We start from the raw sequence: 13,489 nt of genomic DNA, 5'->3' as shown, positions 1-13,489 counted from the left end.
AGCTCTTTGCGGTCTAGGCCCCGTCGCGCGGCCGCTTCCCCCAGGGCACGAGGCGCCTCCCGTGCACCGATTCGACGCCGACCCGGACCAGTCGCGGATCCTCCATCGGCAGCCAGGAGCGCACCGGCAGGGTGCGCCGCAGTTCGGCGGCCTCGTCGTCGCTGACCACGGACAGGTGACCGATCGCGGTCACCGTCCAGCCGACGTGCCGCTCGGGATCCACCTCGTCCGCCTCGAACGCCACCACGTCGCCCCGTTCCGCGGCCCGGAACTTGTCGCCGCGACCCGAGCTGAACACGACGGTGTCGGCGTCCATGAGGAAGTTGACCAGCCGGACGGCGGGCAGGCCGCCGGAGGTGTAGACCAGGCGTCCGATCGGCACGGACTGCAGCAGCCGCAGGCACTCGGCCCGGTCGACGATCTCGAGCCGTGAGTGATCGAAGTGGTGGGTCATGGTCATCGGGGGGCCTTCCTGACAGCGTGAAGCAACTGTCGCCAGAACCACACGGTGTGCAGTAGGGCCGAAGGTCCCGGACCACCGGGACCTCGCGGTCGGGAACTTGTCACCGCGGCAGGTGACCTTCGGCCCGTGTGCGCGCGGCGGGTGCGGCGCACGCTGGGCAAATGAGCGTGTTCGGCAGATCGACAGCATTGGCCCGGGAGCCGTGGTTCCGGCAGCACCCGGCGGCGGCCTTGGTCGTCGCGGGGATGCTGTTCGCCTCGGTCTGGGTCGTGCGCCTGGCCGACGGTGACGCCGTCGACGCGTCGATGCTGCTGTTCACGCTGCCGGTCGCGCTGATCGCGGTCGCGTTCGGACGGCGCGCCGGTCTGGCCGCGGGGATTCTGGCGGTGCTGATGGTGGTGACCTGGGTCCTGACAACCGGCACGGCACTGAGCCCGGTGGGCTGGATCGCTCGCTGCCTGCCCGAACTGCTGCTCGGGTTCCTGCTCGGCGACGCCTCGGACCGGCTCCGCCTGGCCGAGGCCGAGCGGCGCAAGCTGGAGTCCGGGGCGTTGCTGTACCGCGAGGCGATCGAGATCAACGACTCGCTGGTCCAAGGCATGGCGGCGGCCCGGTGGGCGCTGGAGGCCGGCCGGCCCGACGACGGCCTGAAGACGCTCGAGACCACGATCGGGCAGGCCCAGGACCTGGTGTCCGACCTGATCCGCCAGGCCGGCATGGGCACCTCGATCCATCCGGAGTGAGCGCGTTGGAGGAGCGATGACGCAGCCGTTGAAGGTGTCCGACGTGATGACCCGCGAGGTCGTCACGGTGACCGAGGACACGCCGTACAAGGACGTCGTTGGTGTGCTGGCCGCGCATCACATCACCGCCGTGCCGGTGATCAACGCGTACGGCGGCGTCGGCGGCGTGGTCTCGGAGACGGATCTGGTCCGCAAGGAGGAGTTCCAGGGAGCCCGCAGGCGTCAGTGGGTGCTGCGCCGGCGGCAGCGTAGGGCCCGTTCGCGGGCGACCGGTGTGCGGGTTGCGGAGCTGATGTCGCGTCCGGCGGTGACGATCGATCAGACCGCGACGATTCCCGAGGCGGCCAAGTTGATGGCGGCGCGGGGCATCACCCGCCTGGTGGTGACCGACGGTGAGGTGCTGACCGGGATCGTGACCAGGTCCGACCTGCTGAAGATCTTCCTCGAGCCCGACGACCACCTGTTGCAGCGGGTCCGGCGGGAGGTCGTCGTCACCACCCTCGGTGACGCCGCGTCCGGTATCGAGCTCGCCGTCCGGGACGGAGTCGTGACACTGTCCGGCCAGGTCGACCGGCGCAGCACCGCGGAGCTCGCCGGGAAACTGACGGCCGAGGTGGACGGCGTGATCGGCCTCGACAACCAGCTGACGTGGGCGTACGACGACACCGAGTCGACGCCGGGCATCACGCCCTCACCGGAGCACCGAAGCCGCCCCTGACGCGTCAGGCTCAGGAGCGCCCGGTCGGAACGGGGGAGCGGCTCGGATACGGGCCGGTGGCGTACCGGTTGACCTCGGCGACGGTGCCGTCGATGTCGCGGATGATGTGGCACAGCCCGTTCCAACGGGCGACCTCGACGCCGATGGCGATCAGCCGGACCCGGCTGGGGCCGGAAGCGAACGGATCCGGTGAGTCACAACGGCGCGTGTGCCATGCGCCGTTCTCGTAGTACGTCTCCACATCCGCGTGTAGTTCGGTGCCGTGTTCGGGGGCGGCGGCTTCGTGCGTGGTCATGGGCCTGGTCTCCAAACCGGAGTTCTGACGCAGCCCCAGACCGGGCCAGAGGGGATCGACGGGGTCTCACCAGCACTCTGCAACATCGTCGCCGCCGGGCGGTGGGCCGAAAGTCCCGAGATCGCCGGGCATCGGTCCCGACCTCCGTGATCGCCTGAGAGTGCCTGAGAGTGCCTGTGTTCGCCTGTGTTCGTTGGTGATCGGAGGCGGCGAACGACCGGCGCAGGCAGCAAGTCACAGCCTGTTCGGGCCCAGTGCGAGGTGGTACTGTCAGGCCCTATCTAGGGGCCCTGGACCCGGCACCTGCTGCGTGCACAGGGGGTCCTATGTTCGTTTCGTCCGATCGTTCGCTGCTTCCCGCGAATGCGGCATTCCCGCTCGGCGGGACGCGCCGTCGGATGGTCCCGGCCCGGTCGCCGCAATGGGTCGTCGTCTGGGTCCTGAGATCGGTCGTCGATCCGGACTGGATGCCGGCGTCGGCAGCCGCCGAGCTGGTCGAGCGGATCCCGGACCCGGCCGTCCTCCGGCGTGCCCACGCGCAGCTGCGCAGCGTCACCCGGCATCGCAGCACCGTTCGCCAGGCGCGAGCGATCGCCACCCTCAACCTGGCTCTCGACCTGGCCGCCGGCCGCCGCGACGACGGGCAGGGGTGAGCACGATGACCTCGGTGTACCTGGACCGGCTGGCGCACTCGACCCGCTTCGACGCGTGGCGGACCGAAGAGCTGACGGCCGCGCTGGCGTCGCTGGACGCGGAGATCGACGAGCGATGGTCGCCGCGGCAGGGCGGGCCGAGGGTCCTCAACATCCGGCTCCAGATCTACCGGCAGCGCCTGCAACGCGAGCTGGACCAACGCGCTGCCGACGAGAGCGGGTGATGTCCCACTGAACTCCGCACTGAGCGTGCGGGTACGCCGGGTCGCCGGACGAGGCTCCTCTCTTCGTCCGGCAACGGAGGGGAGCCCGGCGAGGTCGGCTTCCGTTCCGCTGCACAGCAAACGGCGCAGGTGCGGCGGAACGGGGGCTCGGCTGCGTGGGACTAGTGGGAACGGGCCGCGGTGAGTGCCAGCGTGCCGTCGAGTACGGCGGCCGCGACGTCGGCGAGGCGGCGTCCGTTGTTGCGCGCATACTGTCGGAGCACCGTGAAGGCGTCGTCGAGGCCGAGGCCGAGCCGCTCGGCGAGGAGCCCTTTCGCCTGTTCGATCAGCACCCTGCTGTCGAGGGCTCCCTGCAGCTGGTCGGCACGGGTCTCGTGCTGGGTCGAGTGATGCGCCTCGACGCCCAGCGCGGCTGTGCTCGCCAGCATCTGCCCGGCCTCAAGCGAACCGTCGGAGAGCGCGCCGGGCTGGCTCAGGAACATCGTCAAGGACCCGATGGTCCGCCCCGGCAACGGCATCGGGAAGGCGTGCACCGCCCGGATGTCCCCGTGCCGGGCTGCGGGCGCGAAGCGGGGCCACCGGTTGTCGGCATCGGTCAGATCGGGGCAGTCCACCCGCGCACCGCTGCCGTAACTGTCATGAGCGGGTCCTTCGGCGGCCCGGGACTCCAGCTCCTGCAGGCGGCGTGCCGCGGCGGACGAGGCCGCGACGACGTCGAGGGCGCCGTCGCGGTCCGCAAGCATCAGCGCGGAGGCCGTCACGCCGGGCGATTCCGCGCACCTGGCCGTGAGCCAGGCGAGGGCGTCGACCAGATTGTCGTCCGTCACGAAGCGGGCGACCAGGTCGTGCACCGTCACACAGGAGGCGTACTCGGCTTCACTCATCGAAGGTTCTCTCCTCCCGTACGTCCAGCCGCAGGCGCTTCTCGACGATCCGCCGGGCCACGTCGGTGACCTGCTCGTCGTGCGCGAAGGCGCGGGCCCGGATCAGGATCAGCGCGTCGTCGACGCTGCAGTCGCATTGAGCGGCGACCATCCCGACGGCCTGATGGAGGACCAGCCGGTGGTTGGGCGAGTCGAGTACGTTCGCGGCGCCGGCGGTCTCTCCCTCCTCGAGCAGCCGGGCGAGACACTCCTCGGTCAGGAGCATCGTATGGGTGAGTGCGTCGGCGAACTCCTCGAGCTCGCCGACCAGCGGCTCCGCGGACGCCGGCCCCGGCGGATCGAACACCGCGAGCGCGCCGATGCACCGCTCCGGCGGCCCGAGCGGAACGACCGCGAGCGAGCGCACGCCGAGAGCGGCGATCGCGGGCGAGTAGTACTGCCAGCGATGCCGCAGCGACTGCGCGGCCACCACCACCGGTCTGCCGGTGGTGGTGGAATCGTGCACCGGTCCTTCCCCGAGGGTGAGCTCCAGGTCCTGGGCGGCGGCCGCGAGTGGGTCGGAGGAGATCACCGAGGCCTCGATCTGCCGCGAGTCCAGCAGCGTGATCCCGGCACTCCGGGTCCCGAGCAGCTCCGCGACCGCCGCGATCAGCCGCGGACGCTCGGCCTCCAGAGCGTCCGGCGAGATCCATCGGCCGAGCCTGCGGATGTGCACATCGTGCAGTTTGGCAGCCGTCAGATGCCGGTCTTCGCTGCGGCGGTGGATGCGGGCCAGCCGCTCGTGGACAGCGCGCATCGCGTCCGATCCGGTGGTCACGAGCTCTTCGTGCCGATGGGCGATCGCGGCGGCACGAGCCGCGCGGGCGCGCTCGCGCTCGGCCTGCTCCCGAGCGGCTCCGATCCAGGCGGACAGCCCACTCACCACAGGGCGATTCTAGTCCCGTTCCGCGGCTTCCTGGAGGTCTTCCATGAGCAGGACCACGCCATCTGACTGACTGTCCAGCGGTGAACAGATCACGGAGCACTTGATCCTGCGGCCCCGGCGGTTCACGGCGATCAGGTCGACCGGATCCGTCCGGCGGCCGGACGTGAGGCAGCCTTGCACGACCTCCACGAGGGCGTCGGTCGGCAGCCCGAAGTCGAGCTGGAAGAACGCCTGCCGCTGGACCTCGTCGCTGCGCAGTCCCCAGAGTTCCTCCGCGCCGCGGTTCCAGCTGCGCACCTTGAGCTCTCCGTCGAGCACCACCACCCCGGCGGCCACGCTCGCGAGCACACCCTCGAGGAAGGTCCGGGCCTCGTCGAGCTCGGTACTGCGGATCCGGATCTCCTCGTTCATCGTCTCGAGCTCTTCGTTGCCCGACTGGAGTTCTTCGTTGGTGGTCTCCAGTTCCTCGTTCGTGGACTGGAGTTCTTCGTTGGTGGTCTCCAGCTCCTCGATGCTGGACTGGAGTTCTTCGTTGGTGGTCTCCAGTTCCTCGTTCGTGGACTGAAGCTCCTCGTAGGCGGTCTCCAGGTCCTCCCGGTTGCGTTTCACCTCCAGCTGCAGCCGGGTGAGCGTGGTGGTGTCGAGGAACGCCAGCGACGATCCGACGACCATGCCGTCGTCGGCGGTCAGCGGCTGGACGATGATGTCGAGGTACTGCACGTCCTGGGCGGACAACCGGCGTTCCACGCCGTTCACCCGGACGGTACGGCCCTCGGAGTGCGCCTGCTCGATCAGCGAGCGCAGCTCGGTCGGCCGATAGGAGACCTCGAGGTCGCGCAGCGGCCGCCCGACGTCCTGGGAGGTGAGCCCGAACTGTGCTCTGGCCTGACTGTTCACCTGGGTGATCGCGCCGTCGAGATCGAGCGCGATCATCGCGTCCGGGGCCGTTTCCAGGACCAGGTCGCGCAACTGCCGCCTGCGGGCCGCGTCCCGTCGCTCGCCACCCGTCGGCGCGGTCAGCTTCAGCGGGTTGGGCTGGTGCGGCGGCTCGGCCCGGCCTGCCCGCCGCCGGAAGACCCGCTGACGCATGTTGACAACGTCGAACCGCTCGCCGTCGGACAGCAGCATCTCGGCCTTGCCGAGGAACAGGTAGCCCTCCGGGCGCAGGGCGAAATGGAACCGGTCGATGATCTGCGACTGTGCTTCCACGTTGAAGTACATCAGCGTGTTGCGGCACACCAGCAGGTGCAGCCGGGAGATCGGGGCGTCCCGGGTGATGTCGTGGCGGCCGAAGATGACCCTGCGGCGCAGGTCCGACCGGAAGACCAGACGCGATCCGCTCTGCTCGAAGTACAGTTCGCGCAGGTTCTCGGGAATCGTCTCCAGTGCCTTCTCGGAGTAGGCGCCGGTGCGGGCCTCGCGCAGCGCCTCCTCGTCCACATCGGTGCCGTAGATCTTGACCCGCCGGGCGCACTCCTCGATGCCCAGCGCCTGCGCGAACATGATGGCCAGCGAGTACGCCTCCTCGCCGCTGGAGCAGCCGGCGCTCCAGATCCGGATCTCCTGGTCGGCGTCGGCGCTGCCCAGCAGTTCGGGAATGATCTCCTGCTGCAGATAGGACCAGCTCTCGGTGTCGCGGAAGAAGCTGGTGACGTTGATCAGGATCGTGTTGAACAGGAACCCGAACTCGTCCGCGCTCGTCTCCAGCAGGTCGCGGTAGTCCAGGTATTGCGAGATCCCGACGTCGTGCATGCGCTTGCGGACCCGGCGGGCCAGCGAGGTCCGCTTGTAGCCGGTGAAATCGAAGCCGCGCGCGTCCCGGATGAAGGCGAGTAACTGCTCCAGGTCGGGGTTCACACCGTCGTCGGTGTCGTCCGGCATCACACGCTCCTCGCGTCGACCAGGGCGACGATGACGCCCGCGATCTCGTCCAGCGGCAGCACGAAGTCGACCGATCCGGTGCCGACCGCCGCGTCCGGCATGCCCCGGAACTCCGCCGACTCCGGATCTTCGACGATCACCGTGCCGCCCCGTGACTTGACCGCACTCACCCCCATCGCCCCGTCGCTGCCGGATCCTGTCAGGAGGCAGGCTATCGCCCGCGCACCGTAAGCCCCGGCCACCGACTCGAACAGCAGATCGGCGGACGGCCGCACGAAGTGCACCAGTTCGCTGCTCGACAACGTGAGCTCGCCGTTGCCGCCGACGAGCAGGTGCCGATTGGGAGGCGCCACGTACACGGTCCCCGGCCGTGCCTGCTCACCCGCCTCGGCGAGCTTGACCTCGAGTGCAGTGCGCCGCCCGAGCACATCGGCGATCACGGTCTCGTGGCGCGGGTCGAGATGCTGGACGATCACCACCGGCACCGAGAGGCGCGCCGGGAGCGCGCCGAGCACCAGGCCCAGAGCGCGGATGCCGCCGGCGGACGACCCGATCGCGACGATGTCGAACGGATCACTCTGCTCCCGCAGAGGGGGCTGCGGCGACTGGTTCATGAGCTCGTGCGACACCTGGGGAACACCTTCCGAGCCTAGCCGATCCGGGGCGTTCGGCGGCGGTACGCCGGTCGCGGAAACAAGGCCTTTCGGGCGCGTCACGCGGGGAGGGTCCAGCGGTGGCTGTCGCCGGGCTTGAGCTGCCGCGTCCGCCCGAAGCAGCGGACGGCGACGGCCGGGCCCGGCCCGGGGTCGATCGTGACGGCGACGGTCGTGCTCGTGATCGTGACCGTCGTGCGGTGCCCGCGGTAGCGCAGCACCATCTCGAGTGCGCCGAGTCTGCCGGGCCAGTGGGGGCGGAACCGCAGGACGCCGCCGGTCGTGGTGAGTCCGGTGAAGCAGCGCTGGACGAGGTCCGCGGCTCCGGCCATCGCCGCGAGGTGCACGCCCTCGGCGGTGGTGCCGGTGCGGAGTGCGTCGCCGGCGTCGCTGTGCAGGGCCTGCTCGAGGAACGCGAGGGCGCGATCGGGGTCGAGGGCCGCGAGCCCCCACGCGTGGACGACGGCGCTCAGCGACGAGCCGTGGCAGGTCCGCGCAAGGTAGTACTCCACGGTGTTCCGGACGATCTCGGCGCTGAACGGGTACCCGAGCCGCTCCATCAGGGCGCGCAGGTCACGCCGGGGGAGCAGGTACAGCAACATCAGCACATCGGCCTGCTTGGAGACCTGGTACGTCGTCACGTCGCGTCCCTCGGCTTCGAGGATCCGGTCGAGGCGCCGGATATCGCCGTACCGGTCGCGGTACTGCGGCCAGTCGAGTTCGGTGAGCTGTTCGTAGCCTTCGAACTGGCTGATGACACCGTCGTGGAAGGGCACGAACATGCGGCGGGTGAGCTCGTCCCAGCGGTTGCGTTCCTCCTGCCGCAGGCCGAGCGACTCGATCAGCTCGGTCCGTCGCCAGGCCGGGAGCAGGTCAAGCGCACGGGCGGCGACGCCGAACAGCCAGACGGCCATGACGTTGGTGTAGGCGTTGTTGTCGATGCCGGGTTCGGCGTGACCCGGGTGCGCGGTGTGGAACTCGTCGGGACCCATCACGCCGCGGATCACGTAGCGGTCCCGGCCCGCGTCGTACTCGGCGAGCGCCGCGAAGAAGCGGGCGACCTCGACGATGACCTCGGCGGCGTGATCGGACAGGAAGTCCGTGTCGCCGGTGGTTTCGACGTACTGCCACATCGAGTAGGCGACGGCCAGGCCGACGTGCCGCTGCCGGAACGACACGTCGTCGGTCCAGTGGCCGGAGAGCGGGTTGAGGTGCACACGCTGGCTCTCCTCGCGCCCGTCGGAGGCGGACTGCCACGGGAACATCGCGCCCTGGAGCCCGACCTGCCGCGCCGCGAGCCGGGCCGCGGGTAGCCGTCGGCAACGGTAGAGCAGGAGTGCACGGGTCAGTTCCGGCAGCCGCAGCGTGAGGACCGGGAAGACGAAGAGCTCGTCCCAGAAGACATGTCCGCGGTAGGCTTCGCCGTGCAGACCACGAGCCGGTACGCCGGCGTCGCTGTCCGGGCTGTGCGGGGACACGGTCTGCAGCAGGTGGAAGATGTTCAGCCGGAGCGCGGCCGGCGTCCCGTCGTACGCCTCCTCGAGTTCGACGCTGAAGCGCCGCCACAGCTGCGACCAGGCCAGCACGTGACGCTCGAGGAGGTCACCGAGACACGGCGCACTCTGCAGGGCGAGCTCGGTGGCGAGTTGCGGTTCGGAGATGCCCACGTCGCGCGAGCCGTGGATCGCCGCGATCTTCTCGGCGCCGACCGTGTCGCCCGGCGTCACCGCGACCGTGAGTTCGGCGTACGCCGAGGTGTCGTCCGTGCGGGTGGTCCACCCGTCCAGGACCGAGCCGTTCCGGGCGGCGGCGACCCGGGTGCCGACGCAGATCCGGTGCCGTGACTGGGTCGTCGCGGCCGTCACGATGAGGTTGCCGTCAGCAACCACCGGCGCGACGCGGGTCAGGTGCCTCGCGGCCAGCTTGCGGTATCTCTCGACGCCGGCGTTCGTGACGTTGCCGTGCACCGCGGATCCGATCCGGAGCCGGCCCGACCAGTTCACCGCGGTGACAGCGAGCGTCTGCCCGGCCAGGTGCGGGTCGGCCATGCTGACGAAGCGGCGTTCGACGCCACGGATCTCGCGCCCGGCCGGGTCCCGCAGCCGGAACCGGCGGGTCACCACCCCGCGGCGTACGTTCACTTCCAGATCGTGGTCGAGCACCTCGGTGGTGTCGGGCGTCCACCAGTCGCCGTCGTCGGCGGCGAACGTGAGCGGCAACCAGTCGGGCAGGTTGACGAGGCTCTCGTTCTCGATGGCGATGTCGCCGATCATGTCGGTCAGGCGGTTGTAGTAACCGGCCAGGTACGTCCCGGGGTAGTGATGGTCGCCGGCCACCGATCCCGCCCACGCCCCGCGGGTGGCGAAGTACCCGTTCCCGGCGGTGCACAGCGCCTCCCGGCGACGCTCGTCGGCCGGGTCGTAGCCGCCGAACGCCACGACCCAGTCGGTCACGGCGCCCGTGTCACGTCCGCGTACGACCATCAGCGGGCCACGTAACCGCCGTCGATGTACAGCTCGAGACCGGTGACGAACGACGCGTCGTCGCTGGCCAGGTAGGCGACACCCGCCGCGACCTCCTCCGGCCGGCCGAGACGTCCCATCGGCGTCAGTTGGGTCATCACGTCCCAGAACGGCGTGTTCCGGGTCGAGTCCAGGATCGGGGTGTCGATGAACCCCGGATGGATCGAGTTGACCCGGATGCCGTCGGTCGCCCAGTGCAGCGCGGCGTTCTTGGTGAGGGTCCGGACCGCGCCCTTCGCCGCGTGGTACGCCGGCGACGTACCGAAGCCGCCGCTGGTGCCGAAGATCGAGCTGATGTTGATCACGGACGCGTGGCCGGACGCCTTCAGGTACGGCGCGGCGGTGCGCATCCCGAGGAAGACACCGGTCTGGTCGACGTCGATGGTGTGCTGCCAGTCCTTGAGCGTCGTCTCCTCGATCGTTGCCAGATCGCCCATACCGGCGTTGTTGACGAGGATGTCGATACCGCCGAACGCCTCGGCGGCGAGCTCGCAGACGGCCTGCCAGTCGGCTTCACTCGCGACGTCGTGGCGGGCGAACCGGGCCCGTGCCCCGGAGTCCCGCAGGCCTTCGGCCACGGCCTCGCCGGCATCCACCGCGATATCGGTGAGCAGCACGGCCGCACCTTCGGCCGCGAGCCGCCAGGCGGTCACCTCGCCGATGCCGCTCGCCGCACCGGTCACCAGCGCGACCCGATCATCAAGCCTGCCCATGTCATCGGTCCCTTCCGGTAGCTCCTACGACTTCAGGCTCGCAACGGCCCGGCCGCGCGGGCAGGTCCGTTGGACCCCGAAGCCGGGACATAGGTCCCTGTCGCACGGCTTGGGGGCGAAGGTCCCGGGCCGGTCGGGACCTTCGGCCCTTCGACAGGCCCGGCGCCCGCAGTGCACTGGAAATGGCGAGGAGGACCCGGCGGAGCCCCGGTCCCGCGAGCGGATCACCGCAACGGACGCCGAGGCTTCGGACCACCAGGGAACCGGATCCTCCTCGTCTTGTTCGGCCTGTCCGGCGGGCAGCGAACAACGTGTCGGAGAGCGGGTTCAGGGGCGCGCCGCTCCAACCACCGGGCGCCGTGCGACCGCCACCTCACCGGCCGCACGGCGCCCGACCGGCTTTGCGCTGTTGGGGGTGGGTTCGATGACGAATCCGGTGATTCACTTCGAGATCGGCGGTCACGATCTCGCGCGGGCGACTGCGTTCTACGGTGAGCTGTTCGGCTGGAAGCCGCAGCCGGCCGGACCGGAGTACGCGCTGGTGCCGGCGGGTGCGCACGGGGCCGGGGTCGGCGGCGGCCTGCTGCAGACCAGCGGCGACATGCCGCCGTACGTGACCGTGTACGTCGCGGTCGACGACCTGCGGGCGATGCTCGACCGCGCCGCCGCACTCGGCGCCAAGACGGTGGTCACGCCGACCGTGATCCCGGGCATCGGCGAGTTCGCGATGTTCGCGGATCCGGACGGCAACATCATCGGTTTGCTTCATCAGCAGGCCGAGGCCGCGGCGTCATGAAGCGCCGGGCCACGATCGCGGTCGGCGTGGACGGGAGCTGGGCCGACAACGGCGCTGTGGACTGGGCGCTGCACGAGTCGGAGCTGACCGCGGCCCCGATCCGCGCCTTGCACGTGATCGACGATCGCCCGCCGCTCGGGGCGTACTTCGACTTCCCCGGCGCCGACGCCGCGGCCAACGCTCTGGTCCGCGAGGTCTGTGCGTATCTCGATCATCACGACCGTCCGGGACTGCACACCGGCCTGGTGCTGTCCGGTCCGCCGGCGCACACGTTGGCGGGTGCCGCCGGCCGCGACCGGATGCTCGTGATCGGGCGGCACGGCCACGGCGTCCTCAGCCGGTTGCTGATCGGGTCCACGGCCGAGGCCGCGGCACACGAGTCCGAGACCGCGGTGGTCGTCGTACCGCCGAAGTGGCGGCCCGGTGACCCGCAGGCGCCGGTCGTGGTCGGCGTGGACCGGCTCGATCGCTGCGCGGCGGCTGTCGACTTCGCCGTCCGGTTCGCCGCCGAACGGGACGCTCCGATCCGTCTGGTGCACGTCTGGGACGTGTCCAGGACGTCCGCCCGCGAGGAAGCGGCGGTGCTGCCGCCGGCCGAGATCGCGCGGATCCGCCACGGGCGGCGCGTGGACGACATCCTCGGCCGGTGCCGCGGCGAGCACCCCGGCGCCACGTTCCGGACCGAGCTCAGACGCGGTCAGCCGGTCGCCGCCCTGACCGATGCCGCCACCGAGGCCGGTGCCCAGCTGCTGGTTGTGGGCGGGCGTGTGCACGGCCGCGTCCGAGCGATCCTGCCGGGTGGAACCGCCCACGGCATCCTGCTCCGCGCACCCTGCCCGGCCGCGTTCGTCCATCAGCACGAGAGGCCGCACTAGAGGAGGTGCTCGACCACCGGTCCCCGACGCGCCTGGTCTATCTGGACAACCTCAAGGTCGTCCTGATCGCCGTCATCATCGCGCTCCACGCGGTCCTCGGGTACGCCGGGATCGTCGAGGCGTGGACGTACTCCGAGCTTCGTGAGGTGACGCTGAACCCGGCGGTCGAGATGACCCTGCTCGTGCTGGTGAGTCCGTTCGGGTTCTTCCTGATCGCGCTGCTCTTCCTGGTGGCGGGGCTGCTGACACCGCCGTCGTACGACCGCAAGGGCGCGCGGCGGTTCGTCACCGACCGGCTGCTGCGCCTCGGCGTACCGTTCGTCGTCTACGTCTTCGTGGTGCAGCCGAGTCTCGTGTACGCGGTCGCGCATCCGCTGGGGCACGCGCCAGGTTCCTTCTGGGACGAGTATCTCGGGGCGGAGCGGCAGATCGACACCGGACCGTTGTGGTTCGTCGGTGTGCTGCTGATCTACTCGCTCGGGTACGCCGTCTGGCGCCGTCGGGGAAGCGCACACCGCGCCGCATTAGGGATCACGCCGAAGACTCTGACGCTGACTGCGCTCGTCGTCGCGCCGCTGTCGTTCGCCGTCCGGCTGGTCTACCCGTACGGCTCGGAGAGCGGCTTCTCCGACCTGAACCTGTGGGAGTGGCCGGCCTGCGTCGCGGTGTTCGCGCTGGGCATCGCCGGCTCGCGGGAGGGCTGGCGCGAAGTGGTCCCGGCAGACATGGCTCGGCGGTCCCGGGTGGTGACTTTGCTCGCGGCCGGCGCGATGGCGGCGCTGCTGCTTCTCGCCGGCGCACTGGACGCCGTCGAGGAGGTGCTCGGGGGCCTGCACTGGCTTGGGGGACTCTTCGCGGTCGTCGAGGCGATCCTGACCGTCTTCGGCTCGGTGTGGCTGTTGAGCGTGGCCCAGCACCGGCTGGCTCGGCAGTATCGGTGGGGCCCGGCGCTGAGCCGGAGCGCCTACGCGGCCTTCATGCTCCAGACCGTCTTCCTGCTCGCGCTCGCGGTGGTTCTGCGCCCTGTCGACCTCCCCGCCGAGGTCAAGGCGCCGATAGTCGCCGTCGGCGGTATCGGCGCCTCGTTCGGCGCTGCCTGGCTCCTGATCAAGAAGGTGCCGGGCGTTTCACGGATCCTCTGACA

15 protein-coding genes are annotated in these 13,489 nt (G+C 70.3%); 7 read left to right on the top strand and 8 right to left on the bottom strand.

The features are described 5' to 3' along the window. Positions 1-13: 13 nt before the first annotated feature. Positions 14-460, bottom strand: a complete 447-nt coding sequence (locus AB0I12_RS13355) for a pyridoxamine 5'-phosphate oxidase family protein (protein ID WP_359928820.1) — start codon at positions 458-460, stop codon at positions 14-16. A 164-nt stretch (positions 461-624) separates the two neighbouring features. On the opposite strand from AB0I12_RS13355, the gene AB0I12_RS13350 reads away from it, so the two are divergent. Continuing rightward, positions 625-1,206, top strand: a complete 582-nt coding sequence (locus AB0I12_RS13350) for a hypothetical protein (RefSeq protein WP_359928818.1) — start codon at positions 625-627, stop codon at positions 1,204-1,206. A gap of 16 nt (positions 1,207-1,222) precedes the next feature. Beyond that, complete coding sequence (locus AB0I12_RS13345) at positions 1,223-1,924, top strand: CBS domain-containing protein (protein WP_359928817.1); 702 nt, start codon at positions 1,223-1,225, stop codon at positions 1,922-1,924. Between the two features lie 10 nt (positions 1,925-1,934). Here the strand turns inward: AB0I12_RS13345 and AB0I12_RS13340 are convergent, their stop codons facing one another. Next, complete coding sequence (locus AB0I12_RS13340) at positions 1,935-2,219, bottom strand: hypothetical protein (RefSeq protein ID WP_359928815.1); 285 nt, start codon at positions 2,217-2,219, stop codon at positions 1,935-1,937. 326 nt (positions 2,220-2,545) lie between these two features. Between AB0I12_RS13340 and AB0I12_RS13335 the strand changes: the two genes are divergently transcribed. After that, positions 2,546-2,872: a hypothetical protein gene (locus tag AB0I12_RS13335; protein WP_359928813.1), complete on the top strand. Its 327-nt coding sequence runs from the start codon at positions 2,546-2,548 to the stop codon at positions 2,870-2,872. A gap of 5 nt (positions 2,873-2,877) precedes the next feature. After that, the gene (locus AB0I12_RS13330; RefSeq protein WP_359928811.1) at positions 2,878-3,096 is read left to right on the top strand and encodes a hypothetical protein; all 219 of its coding nucleotides are present in this window, start codon (positions 2,878-2,880) and stop codon (positions 3,094-3,096) included. A 161-nt stretch (positions 3,097-3,257) separates the two neighbouring features. Here AB0I12_RS13330 and AB0I12_RS13325 read toward each other — a convergent pair whose 3' ends face one another. The 6 genes from AB0I12_RS13325 to AB0I12_RS13300 all read right to left on the bottom strand — a co-directional run bounded on the left by AB0I12_RS13325 (position 3,258) and on the right by AB0I12_RS13300 (position 10,674). After that, positions 3,258-3,980 (bottom strand): GAF and ANTAR domain-containing protein, encoded by a 723-nt coding sequence (locus tag AB0I12_RS13325; RefSeq protein ID WP_359928810.1) that lies wholly within the window; start codon positions 3,978-3,980, stop codon positions 3,258-3,260. Beyond that, the gene (locus AB0I12_RS13320) at positions 3,973-4,905 is read right to left on the bottom strand and encodes an ANTAR domain-containing protein (protein WP_359928808.1); all 933 of its coding nucleotides are present in this window, start codon (positions 4,903-4,905) and stop codon (positions 3,973-3,975) included. Before AB0I12_RS13320 ends, AB0I12_RS13325 begins: the two co-directional genes overlap by 8 nt. Before the next feature lie 9 nt (positions 4,906-4,914). After that, positions 4,915-6,786 carry a CheR family methyltransferase gene (locus AB0I12_RS13315; protein WP_359928807.1) on the bottom strand — a complete coding sequence of 624 codons (1,872 nt, stop codon included), beginning with the start codon at positions 6,784-6,786 and terminating at the stop codon, positions 4,915-4,917. Beyond that, positions 6,786-7,415, bottom strand: coding sequence for a chemotaxis protein CheB (locus AB0I12_RS13310; RefSeq protein WP_359928805.1), 630 nt, complete (start codon positions 7,413-7,415; stop codon positions 6,786-6,788). The genes AB0I12_RS13315 and AB0I12_RS13310 overlap by 1 nt, the downstream gene beginning before the upstream one ends. Before the next feature lie 83 nt (positions 7,416-7,498). Beyond that, a complete protein-coding gene (locus AB0I12_RS13305; RefSeq protein ID WP_359928804.1) occupies positions 7,499-9,892 on the bottom strand; it encodes a glycosyl hydrolase family 65 protein in 2,394 nt (797 codons plus the stop codon). A gap of 29 nt (positions 9,893-9,921) precedes the next feature. Then, a complete protein-coding gene (locus AB0I12_RS13300; protein ID WP_355691120.1) occupies positions 9,922-10,674 on the bottom strand; it encodes a glucose 1-dehydrogenase in 753 nt (250 codons plus the stop codon). Between the two features lie 424 nt (positions 10,675-11,098). On the opposite strand from AB0I12_RS13300, the gene AB0I12_RS13295 reads away from it, so the two are divergent. Genes AB0I12_RS13295 through AB0I12_RS13285 form a run of 3 tightly spaced genes read left to right on the top strand, consistent with a single transcriptional unit; the run spans position 11,099 to position 13,487 of the window. Then, entirely contained in the window at positions 11,099-11,470 is a 372-nt protein-coding gene (locus AB0I12_RS13295; protein ID WP_359928803.1) for a VOC family protein, read from the top strand. Then, complete coding sequence (locus AB0I12_RS13290; RefSeq protein WP_359928802.1) at positions 11,467-12,345, top strand: universal stress protein; 879 nt, start codon at positions 11,467-11,469, stop codon at positions 12,343-12,345. The genes AB0I12_RS13295 and AB0I12_RS13290 overlap by 4 nt, the downstream gene beginning before the upstream one ends. Before the next feature lie 5 nt (positions 12,346-12,350). After that, positions 12,351-13,487 (top strand): acyltransferase family protein, encoded by a 1,137-nt coding sequence (locus AB0I12_RS13285; RefSeq protein WP_359928800.1) that lies wholly within the window; start codon positions 12,351-12,353, stop codon positions 13,485-13,487. Positions 13,488-13,489 lie beyond the last annotated feature (2 nt).

Origin of the sequence: Kribbella sp. NPDC050459 (assembly GCF_040655315.1) — a bacterium.
Taxonomy (GTDB): Bacteria; Actinomycetota; Actinomycetes; order Propionibacteriales; family Kribbellaceae; genus Kribbella.
This window is presented reverse-complemented; position numbering and strand designations above follow the sequence as displayed.